Origin of the sequence: Erwinia tasmaniensis Et1/99, from assembly GCF_000026185.1 — a bacterium.
Taxonomy (GTDB): domain Bacteria; phylum Pseudomonadota; class Gammaproteobacteria; order Enterobacterales; family Enterobacteriaceae; genus Erwinia; species Erwinia tasmaniensis.
Window position 1 is genome coordinate 608,933 of record NC_010694.1, and the last position, 20,953, is coordinate 629,885.

At 47.7% G+C, this 20,953-nt stretch carries 12 protein-coding genes and 1 pseudogene; 7 read left to right on the plus strand and 6 right to left on the minus strand.

The window, feature by feature from the left end; all coding sequences use genetic code 11:
* Positions 1 to 31 precede the first annotated feature (31 nt).
* From ETA_RS03815 to lysC, 4 genes are all read left to right on the plus strand, one after another.
* On the plus strand, positions 32 to 451 hold the full coding sequence (locus ETA_RS03815) for a type III secretion system chaperone (RefSeq protein ID WP_012440297.1): 420 nt from the start codon (positions 32 to 34) through the stop codon (positions 449 to 451).
* A 659-nt stretch (positions 452 to 1,110) separates the two neighbouring features.
* Positions 1,111 to 1,911, plus strand: a complete 801-nt coding sequence (locus ETA_RS03820) for a LysR family transcriptional regulator (protein ID WP_012440298.1) — start codon at positions 1,111 to 1,113, stop codon at positions 1,909 to 1,911.
* Between the two features lie 779 nt (positions 1,912 to 2,690).
* Positions 2,691 to 3,056 (plus strand): DUF2570 family protein, encoded by a 366-nt coding sequence (locus ETA_RS03825; RefSeq protein ID WP_012440299.1) that lies wholly within the window; start codon positions 2,691 to 2,693, stop codon positions 3,054 to 3,056.
* The gene (gene lysC, locus ETA_RS20290) at positions 3,004 to 3,219 is read left to right on the plus strand and encodes an Rz1-like lysis system protein LysC (protein ID WP_231853311.1); all 216 of its coding nucleotides are present in this window, start codon (positions 3,004 to 3,006) and stop codon (positions 3,217 to 3,219) included. The genes ETA_RS03825 and lysC overlap by 53 nt, the downstream gene beginning before the upstream one ends.
* A gap of 252 nt (positions 3,220 to 3,471) precedes the next feature.
* Here the strand turns inward: lysC and ETA_RS03835 are convergent, their stop codons facing one another.
* The 3 genes from ETA_RS03835 to ETA_RS03845 form a co-directional block, all read right to left on the minus strand.
* On the minus strand, positions 3,472 to 5,709 hold the full coding sequence (locus tag ETA_RS03835) for an Ig-like domain-containing protein (protein WP_012440300.1): 2,238 nt from the start codon (positions 5,707 to 5,709) through the stop codon (positions 3,472 to 3,474).
* Positions 5,710 to 6,052: 343 nt separating this feature from the next.
* Positions 6,053 to 10,990 (minus strand): RHS repeat-associated core domain-containing protein, encoded by a 4,938-nt coding sequence (locus tag ETA_RS03840; RefSeq protein WP_157861779.1) that lies wholly within the window; start codon positions 10,988 to 10,990, stop codon positions 6,053 to 6,055.
* A 99-nt stretch (positions 10,991 to 11,089) separates the two neighbouring features.
* Positions 11,090 to 14,479 carry an Ig-like domain-containing protein gene (locus tag ETA_RS03845; RefSeq protein ID WP_012440302.1) on the minus strand — a complete coding sequence of 1,130 codons (3,390 nt, stop codon included), beginning with the start codon at positions 14,477 to 14,479 and terminating at the stop codon, positions 11,090 to 11,092.
* Positions 14,480 to 15,147: 668 nt separating this feature from the next.
* On the opposite strand from ETA_RS03845, the pseudogene ETA_RS19845 reads away from it, so the two are divergent.
* From ETA_RS19845 to ETA_RS03865, 3 genes and pseudogenes are all read left to right on the plus strand, one after another.
* Positions 15,148 to 16,243 (plus strand): annotated as a pseudogene (locus ETA_RS19845) (IS3 family transposase).
* A 151-nt stretch (positions 16,244 to 16,394) separates the two neighbouring features.
* Positions 16,395 to 17,126, plus strand: coding sequence for a hypothetical protein (locus tag ETA_RS03860; protein ID WP_012440303.1), 732 nt, complete (start codon positions 16,395 to 16,397; stop codon positions 17,124 to 17,126).
* 566 nt (positions 17,127 to 17,692) lie between these two features.
* The gene (locus ETA_RS03865) at positions 17,693 to 17,887 is read left to right on the plus strand and encodes a hypothetical protein (protein ID WP_042958615.1); all 195 of its coding nucleotides are present in this window, start codon (positions 17,693 to 17,695) and stop codon (positions 17,885 to 17,887) included.
* A 106-nt stretch (positions 17,888 to 17,993) separates the two neighbouring features.
* Here the strand turns inward: ETA_RS03865 and ETA_RS03870 are convergent, their stop codons facing one another.
* From ETA_RS03870 to ETA_RS03880, 3 genes are read right to left on the minus strand one after another with little or no spacing between them, the layout of a single operon-like run.
* Positions 17,994 to 19,316, minus strand: coding sequence for an ApeA N-terminal domain 1-containing protein (locus tag ETA_RS03870; protein WP_012440304.1), 1,323 nt, complete (start codon positions 19,314 to 19,316; stop codon positions 17,994 to 17,996).
* A gap of 14 nt (positions 19,317 to 19,330) precedes the next feature.
* Positions 19,331 to 20,359 (minus strand): phage integrase, encoded by a 1,029-nt coding sequence (locus tag ETA_RS03875; protein WP_012440305.1) that lies wholly within the window; start codon positions 20,357 to 20,359, stop codon positions 19,331 to 19,333.
* Positions 20,359 to 20,937: a phage repressor protein CI gene (locus tag ETA_RS03880; protein ID WP_012440306.1), complete on the minus strand. Its 579-nt coding sequence runs from the start codon at positions 20,935 to 20,937 to the stop codon at positions 20,359 to 20,361. Before ETA_RS03880 ends, ETA_RS03875 begins: the two co-directional genes overlap by 1 nt.
* Positions 20,938 to 20,953: the final 16 nt, after the last annotated feature.

Below are 20,953 nucleotides of genomic sequence, written 5' to 3' on the forward strand. Positions count from 1 at the left end.
ACAAGATAATCACGGAATAAGGATCGATATCATGACATCTTCACAACAGCGGGTTGAAAAGCTATTGCAGCACTTTTCTGCCGGATGCAAAACGCCCCTGAATCTGAAAGAGGGGGTATGCGCGCTGTATAATGAACAGGGCGAGGAGGTCGCGGTGTTGGAAGTGCCGGAACATAGCGACAGCCTGTTGCTACACTGCCAGCTGGTTGAGACCGACCCACAGGCCTCGATAGCACTCTATCCCATGTTGTTGCAGCTGAATTTTGAGATGGCGGCAATGCGTGGCTGCTGGCTGGCGTTGGACGAACTGCATAAGGTGCGGCTTTGTTTTCAGCAGCCGCTGGCGCAGCTTGGCGAGGCGGAGTTTAGCCACGTTGTGAGCGGTTTTATTGAACAGGCGGCAGAGGTTCGTGAGTTTATTGTGCAGCTAACCACTCGCAGCGCGGCCTGAAGCATCGCGGCTGAATGCTTATTCGGCCGCCGCTTAGCGGCATCGCTCACAGGCGATGAGGGATAATAATCAATATCGCGTTAAAGGCGATTTTGAAAATCCGATTTTATTTCGTTTGTTATTCAGGTCACTGACTTCTTTTTCCAGCGGCCGTTTCATAACGCCAAAAAATCAGGATGGCTTGCTGAATTAATGCTGTGCATAATGGCTGGTATTATGACGTTGTGAACCGTAGGTGACACCATTGAGCGGATAGCCATTTTGGGTATACCGGCGCGCAGATTTAAGCCGCTATTATTTTATGAAAAACTATCCTATGCTTACGTTGAGCAGGTTAGCGAGTATAGAGCAAGCAGTAGATATAGGATTCAAATATATTTACTGATAAAACACCATCAAAAAATGATTTTTTTCGCGTTGCTATGTAATAAGTCATTAATATCTTGATGCTAAAATCCGCACTGGCAGGAGGGATCTTCGTCTGATTGCGGGGATCTTTGATTTTTTTCTGCCTAACCCTTCTTTTTTGAGCCTTTTCTTATCTCTTTTTTCTGTTTTGCAGGTAAAACCTTTTTTTTAATATTTATAATAAAAAATGTTATGGGAATATTCCTAATGATATGTATAACTACCTGTCTTTACAGTAAAGGGATTTTTATATGTTTATATCTAAGTCGATGCAGGTTTTTATCACCCTGTATCAGGAAAAAAGTCTTAAGATGGCGGCTGATAAGCTTTGCCTGACGGTTCCTCCCGTGTCACGTATGTTAAAGTTAACTGAAGGATGGGTGGGGGAGCAGCTGTTCATTATCGAACGGAATAATATAACGCCCACTCCTACGGCAGACTGTATCTATCAGCAGCTTTTACCGCTTTATACCGCGCTAAAAAATATGACGAGAAAGCATCCGGAACAGCAGGACTTTTTGATCGCGTCACCTTATATATCAACCTCAATATTATCAGACCTGCTGACCTTAAGCGAAAGTGCACTGCCTCAGTGCGCATCGATAAAATACGCGGAGTGCATACATCCCGATGACGATATCTTTATCAGCCTACAGCCGATTGAGTGCCCGATGCACTTTGAGTCGATACGAACGGATCTGGTTCTGGAACTTTGCTGTTCTAAAAGCGTTGGCGACAGGTGGCTTCATATGCCAATTTTAGCTGAAAGTGAAACTAAAAAACTAAAATACTTTCAGCGCTCTCTGGCGGAAATACATGCGCAAGGGGGAAGCGGAATACTGAGGCAGATTGATAACCCATCGCGACTTCAGTCCACGTTTAAATGTGGTGAGGGGCTGCTTTTTCGTCTCCCTCAAAAGAATGCGGCAGTGAAAGATTACCAGTCGCTGCCCGTTATATCGCATTGCCCGCTTTTTATCTATGTTAATACATTAAAAAAAGATAAAAGACACAATGCCTTCACGGCTAAACTTTTGGAGTTTTTTCCCTAGTGGGTATTTTACTTTCTCTCTGAAGATTATCGTGGTCCGTTTGATATATCTAAAGGGATAAGTTGCTATATTGAGTAAATCAGCATAAATTTTTTTGAATTACTTTCAAGTGAAATGCAGCTATTAAGCTGCATGATGATAAGGTTACGATCTTTGACGCAGATTCATCCTGGAAAGTTTACCTGCCAAAATTTATTTTTGTCGTGTTTTTTTGCAGTCTCAATAAATATTTAGGATATTTTCGGAGTGTTGCATTGATATTTTTCATGGTGGAGAAGTTAATTTTATTCTTAATCTAAGGAAAACGGCTACTGCCAGCTGATGTGTAAATATAAAGCGGGAATTCAGGTATGCGTATTAAGGCTACGTCATGTCATAACGTTGATTTTTTCTCCGTTTGGGGAGGGTTAGTGCGTTATTTAATGGATATCAGTCCCGCGTAAGCGAAAGGGGGCAGGATGGCTGTCGTTGGTCAGGCAATGATTGTCAGATTTACAGGGTTTTTAGGCGTTTTTTACTGCGATGAGCAGCAAAACAACCTGCTTATGACGCTGGTGATTGCCGGTTTCAGCAGTATCCTGGGTGGGAGTTTTCCCCGATGGCTTTGGAAGCATATGTGACATATAAAATAGGGTAAATATTGATACGGATATTAAAAGGGTATGGTGAGTAAAGAGGAATTCATCACCAGGTGAATTTCAATATCGATATTGTACCAAAGATGACTTATCTATCACGAAAACAGAATATCAGCAGTGATTTATTATGGAGGTATATTTATGAGCTACATTTCTCTCAGGGTGATGGGCATAATAATGCTCATTGTGCTTGCAGTCGGCAATATCCTTTGGCTACGTTATCAGCAGCGTGAGTTAGCTGTGTTACGTCATCAAAACGCACAATTGATGCAGCAGGGTGAAATGCTAGAGGCACGGCTGTTGCAGCTTAAATATCAGGCTACACATATTTCTGCCGCCTTGAGCGAACAGAAAACGGTTCAGCAACACCTGGAGAAACAAAGTGAACAGACTCGCCGACAGCTGCGCCAGGCGGTATCCCAATCTCCTTGTGCCAGTTTGCCTGTGCCTGATGATGTTATCAGGTTGCAGCAAAACACCGCTGGTAGCGCCCCTGGTTCCAGATGAACTGATCCCATCGCATCTTCTGGAGCCTTGTCAGGCTCCCACGTTTACCGTTAAAACATGGGGAGATTACCCCGAATACGTGAGCCTTTTGCAGCTGGCCCTGGATAAGTGCAATACCGATAAAGCGGCGATCGCTCGCTTATTACGCATAAAGAGGTACTGACTCCGGCGGGATAATATTCTTGCGATGCCTCTCATCTACGGCGAAGGTAGCTATTGGATACTGGCCCGCCGCCGTTATCTGGTTCGCACTGAAAATTCGGCGTAGAGGCGGGTTGACTATTACGTGGTACATGCTGTGTAAGGGGATAAAAGGGAGAAAAATATTGCCGGAACGGGATATGTTCCGGCATTGACCTATTTTTCACATCCCTGTCATCCTGCTTCAGGTTAGAAACGGAAGCTACCGTTTTTGTTATGGCATTAGCTCAACCAGCCCATACCCGCCGTGCCAGGGTTTATCCTTTTCAGTCATGTTTACCAATACCACGCGCGCCTGAGCACAGTCGCCAGGCGCATGGAAGTTCGAAGACCATACCGTCACATCTCCATCCTTGATGCTCATGGGTTCTGATAATGAGCCAACCTGTGGAAACAATTCCCACAGGTTGGCATTAAAATCCCGACTGCGGGTACTGAACCCCGCCACGCCATTTGCCGGGATGCGCGGGTGGAATGCCGGTTCCGCCCTGAATGCCCTTTGAGTACTTTTCTCCTTCAGGCAAATGATCGCTTTTTGCTCCTCTCCTGAGGGCAGAGTGGCGATGGCCATGACCACATTAAATCCCTCGGCATACCGGCCTTCTGGGGGCGGGGTGTACAGGCCGGTACTGTCTATCGTTCCGGGGTACTCCAGATTTGACTCAAGTCGCCAGGCGATCGCCCCGGTCGTGCCCGTTACCGTCGAATGAAGTTGGAAAGGTTGCGGAGCATGCGTCTCTGGGAGGGTGATAAAGGCGGTGAGAAGCTCCAGTGAAGAGGAGAGGACGGTAATCAGCGCCGACCCGGTGAGACCCTCTGCGTTTTTTACCGTAACGATGATATTTTGCGCCTGGGCTATTTTACCCAACGCCGGGGCACGGTAAAGGCCGTTATCGTCGATGCTTCCTACGCCGTTTACTGTCCATTCCAGGCCGCCTGGCACTGAACCGTCCGGCAGGCTTGCGCTGAAGCGCAGCGTTTGTCCGGCGGCAATTCGCTCTTTTTCCGCCGTGACGTTTATCGACGTCATCGATTCTGTCACCTCACCGTACATCACCAGGTCACCCGGTAGCGCCACATCGCTGAAGCTTAGGACGTCCCGATCGGGGAACAGCACGTTTCTGAGATAAAAGGTTTTAATATCCCCCAGCTGGAAAATGCCACCTTTATTCAGGTTATCCGTTGCCTGGCGGATAAATTTCTCTTTCGCGCTGTTGGTCACAAGGCTCCAGGTGGAATGTGTAGATTCCAGATTAAAATTGGCGCTGCCGTTGAACACAATGTTGCTGTCTTTATCCAGTGACAGCCTGGCGTTATATGTACCCGATCGTTTAAACGGCACATTTTCTACCGTCGTGATGGGCTTGACTTCCGCCGCTAACGAGTCGGTAAAGATGTCGGTAAATGTCTGTTGACTGAAGCGGCCGATAATCGTTTTATTATCCGGGCCTTTCCCCAACTGAAAGTCAGCCATCGACAGGCGGGCGGGCCTTTCGTTTTGGCTTGCGTCAGAGCTCCACATCATTCCGTGAAAGCCCGGGCCTCTGTATGAACCCTTTATCACATCGGTAGTCGGTACATATCCCTGGGTGAACTGCAGCATCCGACGGCCTTCCGGGCTATAGGGGGTTGACCAGGCCAGATCCTTTACCTGACCGACAAATTGCCAGGCCAGCAACGGGCCGAACAGTACTCTATCTGAAATCAACATCGCTGCCGATTTGTCGTGCGGAATAACCCAGGGCTGATCATTGGTTGGATAGCTTCCCTTACCCTCATGGTTGGTAGAGATAAAAAGGAGTACGGCCCCATCGGTGTTATAGGGTGCAGCTCTGCTGCTGGCATCCGGGTGACGCTGGGTACGCACAATAAACTCACGCGGGTAGAGCTGATGACTCGTCTCATCCTGTTTCAGTCTGCCCAGGCTGTACTTCATGGCATTCTCCCGCAGATAATTACGGAATACCGCGAGGATTTCATTCGGCAGTTTATTCAGCCCCCTTATATCCAGCAGGGTGCCCTGATCGAAGTGAATGGCTATTTCATCATCCTCACTGACAGAGCCGTTGCCATATTTTAGCTCTACGCGGATCTCCATCGCGTAGTTGTTGCCCGGAGAAATACGGTCCCACTGAAGGACCTGACCATCGGCGTCAATACGAATAACATCCCCGGAAATAAATTCCAGCCTGACCAGCGCGGCTGAGTCATCAAGGTTTGCATTTTCAAAAGAGATCTTTGGGGCACCTACGATGATGTTTTTAAACTGCAAGCCATATACGGTATTAGTATGGCTGAATGGAGGATAATAATATCCATCTGCCATTTTTTTTTGATACTGTCGAGAAAGTATCTTATTAACTCTGGTGCTATCATAGGCAACCAGAACATCCCAGCCGTTGGTGGCATTTTTTTTATTAAGCACGGCATTAATGCTTTCAATGGTTTTCATTATTTAATCTCTCTATGAGGGGTATTAGGGTTTGTGCTGATTTTTTCACGCAACACCAGGATGACGTTAAACGATTTTTTATATGAGAATGAGACTGTGTTTAATTGCTAGCTGATTTTTTTTAATCTAACTGATTTTTTAATCTAACTGATTGTTATGGCGGGATGGCGTGTCGGCAGGTTTTTAAATATATTCGGTGAGTTATTGGTGAGGGCTGTCTGCGATGTTTTATTGCATTTTTTATAAGGGGCTTGCTGCGTTTTTATTTATGGATTTTGTGCCTGTTGATCTGCCGTTAGAAACGGCAGATCAAGATTTAAATAAACTGACTTTATTACTGGTTCTATAATTTTTTAAACCAGTCGTTCAATATTTGTGTTGCCTGCTCGCTGCCTTCCACACTGGATTTATCCGGATGGATCATGCGTGACAGACTACGGTATTCTCTCCTTGAAAGGCCATCAGGGAAAACGCTGATAATATTTTCTTGGTATTTTATTAATCTGTTCATAACCGCCTCCGCTGGTTGAGCCGCCACGTCAGCATAACCACTCACTGACGACCGGGGTAGTAAGAACTCTCTGAACGCATCCTCAATCGAGGCATTGAAATTTCCGGGTATCTCGCCAAATTCTTCCCAATAATCACTGGCTCCAGAGCTGCGCCGGGAACTGCTCCCTGAACTGGATGGTTGCTTTGCACGATGGAACCGTTGGTCATTGCGAAATTTGGCAAATGTCTCTTCGCTTTCCATAAACGGGGAGGGGATATCATTAGCTTTATATCCTCTGCGAGCCCAGTACTTGTAATAATCAGTGTGTGGTGCCGACGCATGATAATGATGACGATAAAAGGATGCGTTAGAACCATAACTTTTGAAGCTCGGGCTGGCGCTGGCGTTACTGGCTCTTGGAGAACGTCGGGCCGAACCTGTTAAGCCCACGGCGATGCTCGTAGCCATGCCCGCCAGCCCGCTCGCCATCGATACCCAGCCCAGAGTGGCAGACGTCGTCGGGTTACTGCTTTCTATCGATCCACTGGCGATCCCCGTTATATCGGCCACCAGGCCGGCCGTACCCGCCACCAACGCGGTGCCTGATGTTGCATTGAATGCTGCTGCAATGCCGCCCGCTGCGGCGATTGACGAACCCGCAGTAAAAATAGTAAACCCCAGGCCTGCGACACCCGCGATGATACCCAAGATACCCTGCCAGCTAATATGCCCCGATGGGTCGGTATGGTTCACCGGGTCACCTGCACAGTACGCGTACGGATTGATCCCCCCCGCACCAAATGGACTCAGGCTGTCCGGGCAGTTAAAGCGCATCAGCACCGGGTTATAGGCACGATAACCGTTCCCCAGATGGTAGGTTCCGCTTACCGGATCGGCACGCTCACCGTTGAATCCCGGCAGCAGATCTTCTGGCTGACCCTGACCGTACGGCGACCAGACGTGCAGTTTTCCTTTATCGTGACTGCTGTTTTTTGACCACAGCAGGCTGTCGTGACGATCGCCTGCTGTCAGGGTCAGGCCATTATCCTGCGTGACTCCGAGACAGGCATGGCCGCGCTTAATCAGTCGGGTTTCACGGTTTTGCCGGGAGAGGACTTCATTCACCCGTTCAGCCCCCCGGTAGTACAGCTGGCGGCTGTCCGTATCACTGACGTTCTGGCTTACCAGGTGGTTCAGAGCATCATATTCATACTGGCCGCCGTTGATATTTTCTCCGCTTACGCCGATCAGCCTGCCGATGGCGTCATAGGAAAGCGTGCGGCCTGCCTCATCGCGGATCATACGGCCATCAGCATCATACTTTAGCGTCAGGCTCTGTGGATAATGATCGTGCGTATGGGTCAGCGACGTCAGTTGTGTCGGGTCATCCGCATTTTCATAATGGTATGTTGCCGTATCGCTGCTGCCGTCAGCCAGCATGGTGTTGACGGCGGTCAGGTTATTCAGCGCATCATACTGATACGTTTGTGCCGTCATTTTATGGCCGTACGCGTCCGGCGGCAGGCTGCTGCCAGAGATGCTAAAGGCAACCAGACGATGACGAACGTCATAGTCGTACTGCTCTTCGCTTTCCGTTGCGTTGTTTCGCCTCAGGGTACGCTTCGCCAGTAAATCATTATCCAGCCAGCTTTGTGACACGGATAGCGTAACTCCGTTACTGTCATCAACCGTGCGGGTTATCTCGCGGCCAAAATCGTCATACGCCAGAGAGGTGGTCAGCGTCGATCCTGCTGCCTTGTCCCTCACCGCCTGCCGCTGCAACCGGCCCAGTGCGTCATACTCCAGGGTAACGCTAAGGGCGTCATCATCAATGGTGGTGACCCGACCATATTCATCCCGGTCATATACGGTCTGTTTACCCATAATATCCGTATAGCTTATCACCTGACCTGTCAGCGAGTGCGTCCAGGCCGCGCTGCGTACCGCGCCGCGCCGGGTAAACCTCTCGTTCTTCAGGCTGCCGGAGGGGGCCCATGCCTGGTCATTCTTCGTTTCACCTTCCTGTGCCGTCAGAAGGTTTGCGGTATTGCCATCATAGGAGAACAGCTGCGTTACGCCATCAGCCGTCATGCTGCTGATGGCATTGTTCAATTCAGGAATATAGGTATAGGCCTGCGTTTTACCGGAAGGTTGAGCGATCGTCGAGGGTAATAGCGATGCGCCTTCATACTGATAGATGGTCGTTCTGCCACCGCTGATGAGTTTTGTTACCCGCCCCAGGCTGTCAAACGTCTGGCTGCCCAGCAGCCAGGTCCGCGTGTGGCCGCTGGCATCCGGGCCTGTTACGCTGATGGTGGCGACCTGCTCTCCGGTCAAATGCGGAGCATAAGTTTTGCTTAGCGTGCTGCCGTCTGGCAGCGTCTGCGTCAGCACACGACCATATACGTCGTAGGTGCGCATCGTTATGTTTTCCCGCTCATCCGTTTCCCGGCGCAGGCGACCCATCCCGTCCCAGTCGTAGCGCCGTTCGCCCTTGATCTCTCCCGCCCGGTTGGCGCGGGTATCGGTGAGCGGCAGCATGCTGCGTGACCCCAGTGTGGTCGTTTGTCTACCTGAAATCTGGCCACTCTTGCTTCCGCCACCCTGCATAAAGGTGGTACGGGTCAGTGCGATCGGGTTGACCTTCCGGTGAGTCCGGGTGTCGTCGCTGAGGATATTGACTTCCGGTGCGCCCCAGCCGTCATGAGATATTGTTGCCTGCATGCCGAATGAAACGGGGTTTTCACCTGTGGTAAGCCAGTCACGGCTTTCTGCCGTTAGCGGTCGTCCCAGCATGTCATACGTTTTTAAGGCAATACCGTAAAACTCTTGCGTGGTCTCGGCGTCCAGCTGCTGTATGGCGGTTTCTCGTCCGGCACTGTCAAACCGCGTTTTCAGCCGGTTGCCGCTGGCGTCGATCTCGATAGTAACAGGGCCGCTATCTTCAATAGCATATTCCCAGCGTGACGTGCGCGCATAATCAGTCCCGGCAGCCACCGTTTGAGACAACGGGCGCCCCAGCACATCATAGCCATATTTCATCGTCACCCCTCGCGCATCTGTTTCACTGAGCAGCAGGCCTGACAGGGCTGACTGCACGCGGCTTGAGGTGGTGACAGCACCATCATGGCCGATGAGGGTGGCGGTCTGTGCCAGGGTGCCGTCACTGACGACGGTGGTAAACGTCTGCCGTGATGTGAACGTTTCGCTTCCGTCATACAGGGTATCGGTGATGGCACGAATACGGCCAAATTCCGCGCTGCTGCTGTCGCCGTGGTAATCGGTTATCCGTTCTGAGAGCAGCAGCGGGCCGGCGTATTTTTTTATACTTTGCTGCACAACGCAGTCCGTATCACTCAATCTGGCATAAGTGTATTCAGTCACCTCTGGCAAGGTGTCTTCATACTGAGTTTGGCGCGGAGTGACGGTCTGTTTCTTTATAAAACGAACAAAGCCATGGGGTTCCGGCGGGCAGTTATCCCCATCGCCCTGCGCTGGATAGTACTGGTATTCTGTGATGGTACCATCCGGTTTTTCCTCACGTAGCGGATTGCCCTGTGTGTCAAATTCTGTGAGCGTAATATGGGTTCGTACCTGAGCGCCTTGCGGCTGTGAACCGTCCGTCAGTGTGACCGTCTGCTGGCGGGGAAGCTGATATTGGGCCGGCTGGTCATCAAAGTTTTTTCCTTTCAGGGCATACCAGATTGTTTCAGTCTCTGAGCGGCAGAGCGTTCCCACCATGGCACTTTGTTCTTTTGTCTGCAGATGATAGTTACTGTAGGTTCTGACGGTTTTGTTCAGCGCGGTTCCCTGCCTGTCCACGGCCGTTTCGGTACTGGTGTATTCATAGTCGTCCAACACGCCGAACATAAAATCGGTGTTGCTGTTCCAGGATGTTTGGTGACTGCCACCATAGCCGAGAAAATTTTTATCTGAGAATTGATAGCGCAGATTGCTGATTAATTGGCCGTCTTTGCCAGTTTGTCGATAGTCAGTGACGTAAGGTAGGGCCGTGCCCGGCCCGCCCGCCGGGAATCGGTGCCCCGCCTGGCTGTAGGTAACCCGGTCTTTCAGTCCGGTGGGTGAGGTGACGCTGGTCAGTCTTTTATTGCTGTAAGCCAGCGTCCAGCTAAGAACCGGAGATACGCTGCGGTTGGTGACGGACACCAGAAGGTCATTCTGAATTTTCAGCTCCACGGTGTGGGCTTCATGGGTGTCTGGCCAGACGTTAATGGTCACATCCGCCGCCGTGTAGCGCAGGTTGAGCAGCACTGAAGACTCATCGCTGATGGCAAGGAGTCGCTTGCCGTTGCCGAAAAGTTCCCACCTGAAGGTCAGCATCCTTCCCGCAGGCGATAAAATGGCCTCGGTCACCTTGATATTGCCGCCCGTCGACGGTGCAGTGAGCTTCTCCACGCTGCCGTTTTTGTAAAAAATGTAGTAACCGTCGTCACGAATTTCGGTGCGGAAGTTAATTGGCTTGGCATGAATGATGTTAAGCACACCGCCTGCCTCACTGACCTGATAGCGCTCGCCCGTGGAGAGCAGCAGGGTGCGGGTGCTTTTGTCATAGCGTGAGACCGCCAGAGAAATACCGGTGCCGAACCCGGCGTTATCGCTAGTCAGGGGGGAGTAGCTGAGCGCCGCCGAGAAATCGGGGCCGAGTCCGGTATTGCCTGTCAGGCGAGCGATAGCGAAATTATAACCATACATGCCCGTGCGTGGATCGACCGCACCAGAGCAGGCGCTGAGAAAGTTGGCAGATTGGGAGGTAAAGGACTGTGCCATGATGTATTCCTCTTTTTCATGCGAAAAAAGCCTGCTCATAAGTGATAAATGAGCAGGTAATATTATTGATAAAGTGAACAATGAGTGACGAAGTCGTTGCTAGCTGATATTGGGGGAAATATAATTCTGGTTACTGTCCCAGCGCAGTTTTAATAAGCTACTGTTGCCATATTGATCGGTCACCGTGACCCTGACTTCATTCAGCGAATTGCTCCAGCCGACTGGTTCAGCCTTTGTTTCCGGAATATGAAAAGAGTAACCCACGAAACTGACAACGCCGTTTTTACTTACGGAAGGATGGACGGTGAGTTTGTCAATAGCCAGACGGTATCGAGTATCACCTCCTTTATATTTAAAATAGATAACGCCGTCGAAATAAACATGGTCTGATGATTCAATTTTATTGGCATCAAATAAAATCATGGCGCTGGAGAGTAACTGAGGTTCCGCCTGGCTACCCGTTTTATATCCAGCCACGGAACAGCTCTGCATGCCGTCAGAGGTCAGGCAAGAGAAGCTCATTTCGTCTTTGATATTCCCCCAGCTCTGGTGGCTTTGGTTGACCGTGTTGTTGATTACCGGAGAGTACTTAACCTCTATTTTCTTGAAAATATTTTTTTTAATTTCACTACGTGGCGCAATGTTAATAAAGTGTTGATAACATTCCCCGGTGTGTTTTTCATCATAAGATCCATTACCTTTAATTATTGAAAAGGCAATATTTTCATTTATTTTTACCGGGACGCTACTGGAAATTGACAGGTTGTTTTTATCGGTATAATCGACAGGTTGCAGCGTGGAAATGGAGACGCCATTGTCCATGCCGCTTTCACTGTTGATATCGGTCGAGTAAATCGCTCTCTCTGCATCGGGGTTTGTCAGGCGAACTTTTACCGCGATCTTTTTATTTTTTTCTCCTGTGTTACAGGTGATATATAAGGGAGCGCCGATATCCCTGGTGTGGATGTTGCGCTGGTTATTATATTCATTCTTTTTATTGCTATATGCCCATTTACCCTCCCGGGAGATATCTTCCCCTGTAATATAGTCAACCAACTCTATAAAGGGATAAATATCTTCAGCAGGTAATATGACATTTTCTCCATTTATGTCCTGTGGGCTGATTTTTATCAATACCGTACATTGATTAACGCCATTGCCATAGATGGAGGTAGACGCCGGGCCATCAGCAGAAATAATTTCAAGATGGGACAGGCTACAGACGCGTGACCACGCAGAGGTCGAAGGGAGCAGTTCAACTAAGCTATAGCCAGCTTGCCATGGCCTGTTTTTCTGACCGATCCTTATCAATAGTGGTCTGTGCTGAACAATATCCGCAGGTGCCTGGTAGTCACAGGACCATACCGTCATCTTTCCATCCTGGGCACTCGTGGGTTCTGACAGTTTGCCGATCTGCGGGATGAGTTCCCATTGGTTGGCGTCAAAATCCCGGCTCCGGGTGCTGAAATGTGCCTTGTCATTCGGCTGCATGGCGAGTTTGATCGGCGGATTTACCCTGAATGCCGTGGTTGTGTCTTTTTCACACAGACAGATAATCGCCTGCTTTTTCGTGCCGGAGGGGAGGCTGGCAACAGCGGTAACGATATTATAGCCCTCTTGATAATGACCGGCCGCAGGCGGAGTATATAAGCCCTTATTATCAATATTACCGGGATAGTCCAGGTCTGATTCAAGCCGCCAGCTGACCGCCTCGCCCGATCCTGTGACGATGGTTTTTAACTGAAACGGTTCAAGAACATTCCTTTCGGTGATGTTGATAAAGCATGTCGTGATCTCCAGCGGAGAAGCGAGAACGGTAATCACCGCCGAGCCCGTGCGGCCGTCCGCCATTGCTGCCGTGACGATGATATTTTTAGCCACGGTAATTTCACCTAATGCCGGTGCGGTATAGACCCCTTTATTGTCGATACTTCCTACACCGTCCGCCGACCAGATAAGCCCTTTTGGCGCTGAACCATCCGGTAAACTGGCGGTTAACTGCAGTTTTTGCCCGGCAGCCACCAGCACCTCATCCGGCTCCACGGTAAGCGCAGTCAGTGATTCTGCAACCTCACCGTACATTGCCAGGTCTCCGGGGATAAACACATCCTGGAAGCTCAGGATGTTCTCCCCAGGGAAAAGCACGTTTCTGATATAAAAAGTCTTAATATCCTCCAGCTCGAAAATATTACCTTTATTCAGGTTATCCATCGTTTTACGGATAAATTTCTCTTTCGCGCTGTTGCTAAAACCGGCCCAGGAAGAATAGGCCGATTCCAGATTAAAATTGGCGCTGCCGTTGAACACAATGTTGCTGTCTTTATCCAGTGACAGCCTGGCGTTAAATGTGCCCGTTCGCTTAAATGGCACATTTTCTACCGTCGTGATGGGCTTGACTTCCGCCGCTAACGAGTCGGTAAAGATGTCGGTAAATGTCTGTTGACTGAAGCGGCCGATAATCGTTTTATTATCCGGGCCTTTTCCTAGCTGAAAGTCTGCCATCGACAGGCGGGCGGGTCTTTCATTTTGGCTACTGTCAGAGCTCCACATCATCCCGTGAAAGCCTACACCGCTGTATGAACCCTTTATCACATCGGTAGTCTGTACATATCCCTGGGTGAACTGCAGTATCCGGCGGCCTTCCGGGGTAAAGAGCGATGACCAGGCTAGATCCTTCACCCGACCGGCAAATTGTTTGGCCAGCAGCGGGCCGAACAGTAATCTGTCTGAAATCAACATCGTTGCCGATTTGTCGTGCGGAATAATCCAGGGCTGTTCATTGGTCGGATAGCTTCCTTTACCCTCATAGTTGGTGGCGATAAAAAGGAGTACGGCCCCATCGGTATTATCCGGGGCAGCCCTGGTGCTGGCATCGGGATGACGCTGGGTGCGCACAATAAACTCGCGTGGATAAAGCTTCTTACTGGCATCATCACGTTTCAGCGTGCCCAGGTTGTAATCCATAGCATTATCTTTCAGATAGTTACGGAAAATATTGAGCAATTCATCCGGTAGTTCGTTCATTCCCTCTACGTTGAGCAGGCTGCCCTGGTCAAAGTGCATGGAAATATCACCGTTCTCACTGACCGATCCGGTGCCGTATTTCAATTCCACGCGAATTTTTACCGCATAATCACTGGCCGCAGTAATACGATCCCACTGAAGGACCTGGGGATTGGCAGCGTCTGCATCGGTGCGGATAATATCCCCAGAGATGAATTTGAGTCTGACCAGTACCGCAGAACCGGCAATGTTTGAATCTTCAAAGGAGACCTTCGGCGGCCCCATAGCAATATTCTTAAAGTGCAGACCGAATTTTGGATTTTCATGATTGAAAGGTGGATAGTTTTCTCCTCCGGCCACCTTTTTCAGGTACTGTTGGGTGAGGAGTTTGTTGATCCTTGTACGATTATAGGCAATCAGAATATCCCAACCGTTAGTGGCCGACTTATGGTTTAACGAACTGTTAATATTTTCTATCGTTTTCATTAAATGAGTCCTCTTAAAAAAGATGTGTTTGGAAAAATGCCCTTTCTTCTAATCAAGTTAACACGAATTTAATTGGTTAAAATTATATGGGAAACATCATTTATAATGGGTTTGAGAGTTTTTTTAGTTTGTAGTATATATCTATATATCATGGCATTAATTATTATCTCTTGAGAGTGACATCGATGTGAGTTGTAGTATGGGTGGGATGGGTAATGTTGATTTTATATTTCCTTTCCTGATGTTTTTATCTCATTATTTAATAGGGTGGGATAGTCTGTTAGTAATGGAAGTTGATTATTGGGATGTTTCAAAACGATAACCATGTAGCCGACATCGAAAAATATACCTTTGCTTATGTGAGGTACTAGCGGGTAGTTATACCGCAGGAGAGGAGCAGGGTGGCACCTTAAGGACATACGTTTGTCAACGGGAGATGTTTTATAGCTCGATGGTATCAATATCCTGGTGCTGGTGGCTCGCTCAACGTCGTGATGAGCCGAGATACTTTCTATTGCCAATCTGGAGAGGGCGGGATCTATACAGATGAGAGCCTTTCAGTAGGGGGACGGGGCGATATGCATATTCAAGAGCTATTGACCTGCTCCCCGTTGATGAGTACATCCTGATGTGAGTCATGTCTTCATAAGCCACATGAGGAAATCCCCATAAAGACGCGTTTTTCCGGCCACCAGATCATCAGTCTTCTCCGCGAGGCTGAAGCCGGAGTTTCTGCCCGTGAACTCTGCCGCAAACATGCCATTTCCGACGCCACGTTTTACACCTGGCGTAAGAAGTATGGTGGTATGGAGGTGCCTGAAGTCGCTTGAAGAAGAGAACGCCAGACTCAAGAAGCGGCTTGCCGAAGCCATGCTGGATAAGGAGGCGCTTCAGGTGGCTCCTGGGCGAAAGTACTGACGACAGACCAGAAGCGCTAAGCCGTGGTGTTGATGTGTGATGCGACCGGTCTGTCGCAACGTCGTGCCTGCAGACTCACAGGTTTGTCCCTGTCGACCTGCCGCTATGACGCTCAGCGTCCGGCGGCTGATGCGCATTTATCAGGGCGCATCACCGGGCTGGCGCTGGAGCGCAGGCGTTTTGGCTATCGCCGCATCGGGCAGTTACTGCGCCGTGAAGGGCTTCACGTTAATCATAAGCGCGCGTAGCGCGAGCGGGCCGGGCGTAAAACGCAGACGACGTCGTAAAGGGCTGGCCACAGAACGTCTGCCGCTGCTCCGCCCGGCGGCGCCCAATCTGACCTGGTCGATGGATTTCGTCATGGACGCATTGACCACCGGTCGCAGGATCAAGTGCCTGACCTGCGTGGACGACTTCACGAAGGAGTGCCTGATGTTCACCGTTGTATTTAGGATTTCAGGCGCACAGGTCACGCGTATTCTGGACAGCATTGGGCTGTTTCGCGCCTATCCGGCGACGACAAGAGCAGGCCAGGGGCCGGAGTTTACCTGCCTGACGTTGTATTAATGGGTCTTTAAGCAATGTGTGGAATTTCGTCTAATTCAGCCAGGCAAGCCGACACAGAACGGATTTATTGAGAGTTTTAACGGACGATTTCGCGATGAATGTCTGAACAAGTACGGGTTCGGCGATATTGCTCACGCAAGGAACATTATCAATGACTGGCGGCAGGATTATAACGAGTGTCGACCGCACTCCATGCTGAATGATCGGACGCCGTCTGAATTTGCGGCGGGTTGGAGAAAGGGCCATTCTGAGAGTGAAAGATCCGACATTACTCACTGAGCGTTGTATCTAATCCTGGGGACAGGTCAGTATTCTTCAGGAAGTATGGCAAGATGAGAGATGGCGTTAATTCCTATAAAATATAAAAATCTTGACCTCATGTTTGATAGCATGGGGTTGTTTTTTTATGGGGATTACACAAAGGAAAATCATGGATACCGTTATAGCATTTTTATCTCTGGCTCTATTTATTGCTTTTATCGTGGGTTTAATCAAGCCGTCGCTGGTTATGATGCCTAACCGTAAGCGCTCCAGTGCGCTTTATCTTGGTGGCTGTCTGGCGCTGAGCTTTATTGGCTCAATCTTATGGCCGACTGAAAAAAGCCAGCGTGTAGCAAAAGCTGATGTACCGGCAGTAAAAGCGGAACCGGCTCCGCCAACGTTTGAATACGCCGATAAAACCCTCAAAGAATATCGCAATGAGCTAAAAGAAACCCGGCACGATATCGTTAAAGACTATGTTAACTTCAAAAGTGTACCGGCCAGCTCTACTGATGCCTTTTATGCTTGTATGAGTGAGTACAGTTTTACTAAAGATGATGCGTTAAAACTCGGTGATGTGTTGGGGTGGTGTTTCAACCACTTCGAGAAAGATCCACAATCGCTGAATAATAAAATCAACCTTGACACATTTAAGGGTAATTTTAGCGGTTGGGATGGATCCTATCGCCCGTTAGAGAAGCTGATAAAAGCCAGCATGAATGATGATTCCTCTTATAAACATATTTCAACGGTCTACCATCTTATTTTGAATAAAGACCCGTATGCCGTTGTAAAAACAACGTTTCGCGGCACTAATGCTTATGGTGGTGTGGTCAAACAGACCGTAGCGGCACGCGTCAACGTGCGAACGGGTGAAGTCCTTTCGATACTCGACAATTAAGTTTAATTTCGTGAGTGCTAATATAATGTTAGCACTCACGTTTAAATGCGGTTAAGGGGGCGCAACGAAATATCAAGTAGACTTAAAATAAAATGCAATTGATCGTTTAATGAAGTATTAACAAAGTATAAATTACGACAGGTAGGAGAGACGCGGAAATATAAATTTGAAATTTTGCATTTACCACGTTTTCTTGAGTTAGTGCTGAAGTTATATATCGTCTCTGTGGACGAATATCTGCTGTTCACTAAATGCTATAGCCCTATTAGAGATAAAGCTAAGTGAGACGCAATAGACCTTTTGGATGCGCATAATTCTCTTACCAAAGAAGGTGCTGATTTAGGTAAATTCATTGATGGTGTTGCCCGTCCTTACACCGTTACATTAGACCCGGCGCTAAGTTTCACTAAGTGCGAAAAATGCAGTAAAACAGGTGTCAATTTGTAGATATTGTTTTTTGTAATGATACCGACTGGCTTAAGAATCTAAAGAAGGGTATTGGGCATTATCAATTCAGATTTACGCCAAAAAAAAATCGATTGCATATTGGCCGTCTTGTCCGAGGTGTGACTGAGTTTATCGATACATTTTATCTTTTCAACCTGGAGCATGAAGTTGGTTCGGAAAACCTAAAGACATTTCAAACATTGGCTGATAAATATTCCCATTTACTCAGTGAGGCTGAAAAGGAAGTAGAGGAAAAGGAGGCGGAAGCATTTTACGGCATAAGACCAAGCGATTATGAGTTCCTGACGGAATAACCGGAAATCAATGGTTTGTGTTATTAATCATTGACATAGGTTGCCATTGTTTGCCAATGATTACTCGTTATCCGCCATTTCTACCGCCACTTTATCGCCACTTATCCTACGGGGCAACCTTGCTTTGATAGCGCTCAATCTGCTCTTTTGTTAAACCTAATTGTGATAGCAAATGCGCGGTAATAGTTATCTTGAGATATAACCCTATTTTGATATAGTCATCTATCGACATTACTTTCATGAGTTTTTTTGGTCGGCCGACATGAGCGAGTTCGCCTCTAACTATAGTAATATTTTCTCCAATTGTTTTTTTATTGAATTTTGAAAATATTGCTTCTAATTTGTTTTTTAAGTCGATTGACGCATATTTATTTATAGGCCCTATATATTTGTCTTCATTCTTCGCTGAGAGAGTTAAGTTAATGGATTCTAACTGAGTGGCATATAATATAATATCCGCGTGAGCTTGGTGAAGAGTCCTAAGTCCCGTTTCGTATTGATATGTTACCGAGAGAGGGTTATACTCATCGCTCATATTTAACCATTTGCTAATAACTTCTCCCATATCAATTTGTTTCCAATTCAATGGTAGAAAGTGATGATTGATAGTCGAAAGTGCGAGATCTATAGTTCTCTGTTCTATACCATTAGAAAAAAGACAAGGGTTGTTTTTTTGTTTTCCTTTGAATTTTATATTTAGCTCATCCGGTATGACTGGTTTGTCTAATAATATTGAAAATAGACCAGTCAATTTCCATATGTCATCAATGTGTTTTATGATGCTATCATTAATGGTGTTGGCGTATCGTAGAAAGAACTTAAGGTTTTTTCTTATGGAGAAAAATGCTTTAGGGTATTCTTTTTTTGTTGACCAAAAGTCTTTGGTGAATTTATTGAAAGCCTCCTCATGCTGGCAGTCTATGATGTTTACAAGGCTATCCCCAATCATACTAAATGTAGCATTGTTGATGACGTCTATTTTCCATTCGGAGCCGTGAATAGATAGGATTGGTTTTGTAGAGTATTTTAGTTGAGATATGAATCCTTGGGGGTGAATAAATTCCTGCATGCCATGAAGAGCTATATCGCAGTATTCCACACTATCTTCTTCAGTATAAATTCCGTTAAAGATTATTGCTTTAAAATAGTGTTTGCCAGTTAAAACCCTTAACTTACCAAAATGCATTGAGCCTTGAAGGAAATCAAATGAACCAATCAGAGTGCATGGCTCGCCAGTGTTCAATACTCCGTATAACCGCTGGCATGTTCTCGGACTATCACTATCTGAAATGCAATAGTCAAGTACCAATCCATTGTAGGGAGTGTATTCTATTTTGGCAGAAAATCTGTCTTTATTATCATGGGGGGCACTCCAAAACTCTCCATGAAAAGAGTGCTCTTTTGTGAAATCATAGAAATAACCAGCCATGACTACCTCATTATTTAATTGATTGCCGTTGTATAATTGTTCAGTTGATGATTAAGTGGGTTTAATCTAACAGCATCCTCTAAATGGTCGGGGGCAAAGTGTGCATATCTCATGGTCATTTTAATATCGGTATGGCCAAGCACGCGCTGCAAGACCAGGATATTACCACCATTCATCATAAAATGACTGGCGAAAGTATGGCGCAAAACGTGGGTTAGTTGTCCAGCCGGTAATTCGATACCTGTTCTTTCCAGCGCAGACCTGAATGCGCCATAGCAGTCACTAAATAACCGACCCTTTTTATCATCAGGCAGAGATTCGTAAAGCTCTTTGCTGATGGGAACGGTGCGGTTTTTTCTGCCTTTGGTGTTGGTATAGGTAATTTTATATTTCGCAAGGTGGCTTTTTTTCAGGCTCTCAGCTTCAGACCATCGAGCTCCGGTGGCGAGACAGATCCTGACCACGGTTTCTAAATCTGGGTGGTCATGCCGCTTGCACTCGTCTAGCAGTAGTGCAATCTGGTCGTGGGTTAGCCAGGCCATTTCCATTTCTGCCGTACGGAAAGGGCGCATATTTTTTAGTGGATTTTCGCCTTTCCATTCCCCGAGGCGATTTAGCTCATTGAACACCGCGCGAAAGTAGGCCAGCTCAAGGTTAAGCGTGCGGGGCGAAACCTCCTTCACCCTATTTGAACGGGCATACTCACCCTTCAACCGTCTTTCCCGGTAGCGGGAAAACATCTGCGCATCGAAATCGCGTGCGAGCGGTTCGCCCATGCAGCCAAAAGCGTGGTGCATTGCTTGCTGCCGTCTGATGCCATCTTTAAGGGTGATGCCATGTGCGCTATACCACGCATCGACAAGCTCTTTTAGAGTGCGACGATCTTCTCTTTCTTCCTGCCACGGATTTTGGACAGTGAATTGTTCAAACGCCAGCGCTTCGCCTTTGGTTGCGAATTTTTTCCTGATGCGTTTGCCTTTTGCACCATTCGGATAAATTTCGCTTAACCAGCCTACGCCAGATGGATGTTTTCGAATCGCCATTAATTAATCTCGCTATATATCCCTACCACGCGACCTAATAATCTGATGTCATCAAAATTGCACTCAAAGGGCACTTTGCCCCCTGCTACATGGAGTCTTCTACCGGGCAGGATGGTTAACTCACGAATGCTGTTTGCTGACTCAATATCGACCAGCCAAAGACCATCTGAATGTGGGGCTTCTTGATCAACGAAGTGCAGCTTCCCCTCTGCGCGAACAGCAATCCCTTTTGAAATCTGCTTATTCAAAATATTGGAGTCGATGCTCAATATGGAATTTTTATCGAGAATTCCATTATTAAGAGTGTATAGGTCCATGTTTTTTGGATCTGTAATGGACGGGCTTCCTTCAAACTGCGGTCCTTCACCGGTGAGTATCCATCTCAAACTTGCACCTGTTTCAAGCGAACAAAAAGCCGCGAGATCGTAGGAGATAGTGCCACGTGTGTAGCGGTTCTGCAGGGAGCTTGGGGACATTTCAAAGTGATTTGCGAGCTGTAATTTTTGAGTGAAACCATAAACAGAAATAATCCTGTCAAGGATAGTTAGAGGCTCAAGAGTGTTTTTTTGTATGCCCATTAGTGTTTTCCATGTT

Coding starts and splice junctions, on each gene's coding strand:
- ETA_RS03845 (WP_012440302.1), bottom strand. CDS start 14,479: ATGAAAACGATAGAAAATATTAACAGTTCGTTAAACCATAAGTCGGCC.
- ETA_RS03815 (WP_012440297.1), top strand. CDS start 32: ATGACATCTTCACAACAGCGGGTTGAAAAGCTATTGCAGCACTTTTCT.
- ETA_RS03860 (WP_012440303.1), top strand. CDS start 16,395: ATGGATACCGTTATAGCATTTTTATCTCTGGCTCTATTTATTGCTTTT.
- lysC (WP_231853311.1), top strand. CDS start 3,004: ATGTTATCAGGTTGCAGCAAAACACCGCTGGTAGCGCCCCTGGTTCCA.
- ETA_RS03835 (WP_012440300.1), bottom strand. CDS start 5,709: ATGAAAACCATTGAAAGCATTAATGCCGTGCTTAATAAAAAAAATGCC.
- ETA_RS03840 (WP_157861779.1), bottom strand. CDS start 10,990: ATGGCACAGTCCTTTACCTCCCAATCTGCCAACTTTCTCAGCGCCTGC.
- ETA_RS03880 (WP_012440306.1), bottom strand. CDS start 20,937: ATGGGCATACAAAAAAACACTCTTGAGCCTCTAACTATCCTTGACAGG.
- ETA_RS03870 (WP_012440304.1), bottom strand. CDS start 19,316: ATGGCTGGTTATTTCTATGATTTCACAAAAGAGCACTCTTTTCATGGA.
- ETA_RS03820 (WP_012440298.1), top strand. CDS start 1,111: ATGTTTATATCTAAGTCGATGCAGGTTTTTATCACCCTGTATCAGGAA.
- ETA_RS03875 (WP_012440305.1), bottom strand. CDS start 20,359: ATGGCGATTCGAAAACATCCATCTGGCGTAGGCTGGTTAAGCGAAATT.
- ETA_RS03825 (WP_012440299.1), top strand. CDS start 2,691: ATGAGCTACATTTCTCTCAGGGTGATGGGCATAATAATGCTCATTGTG.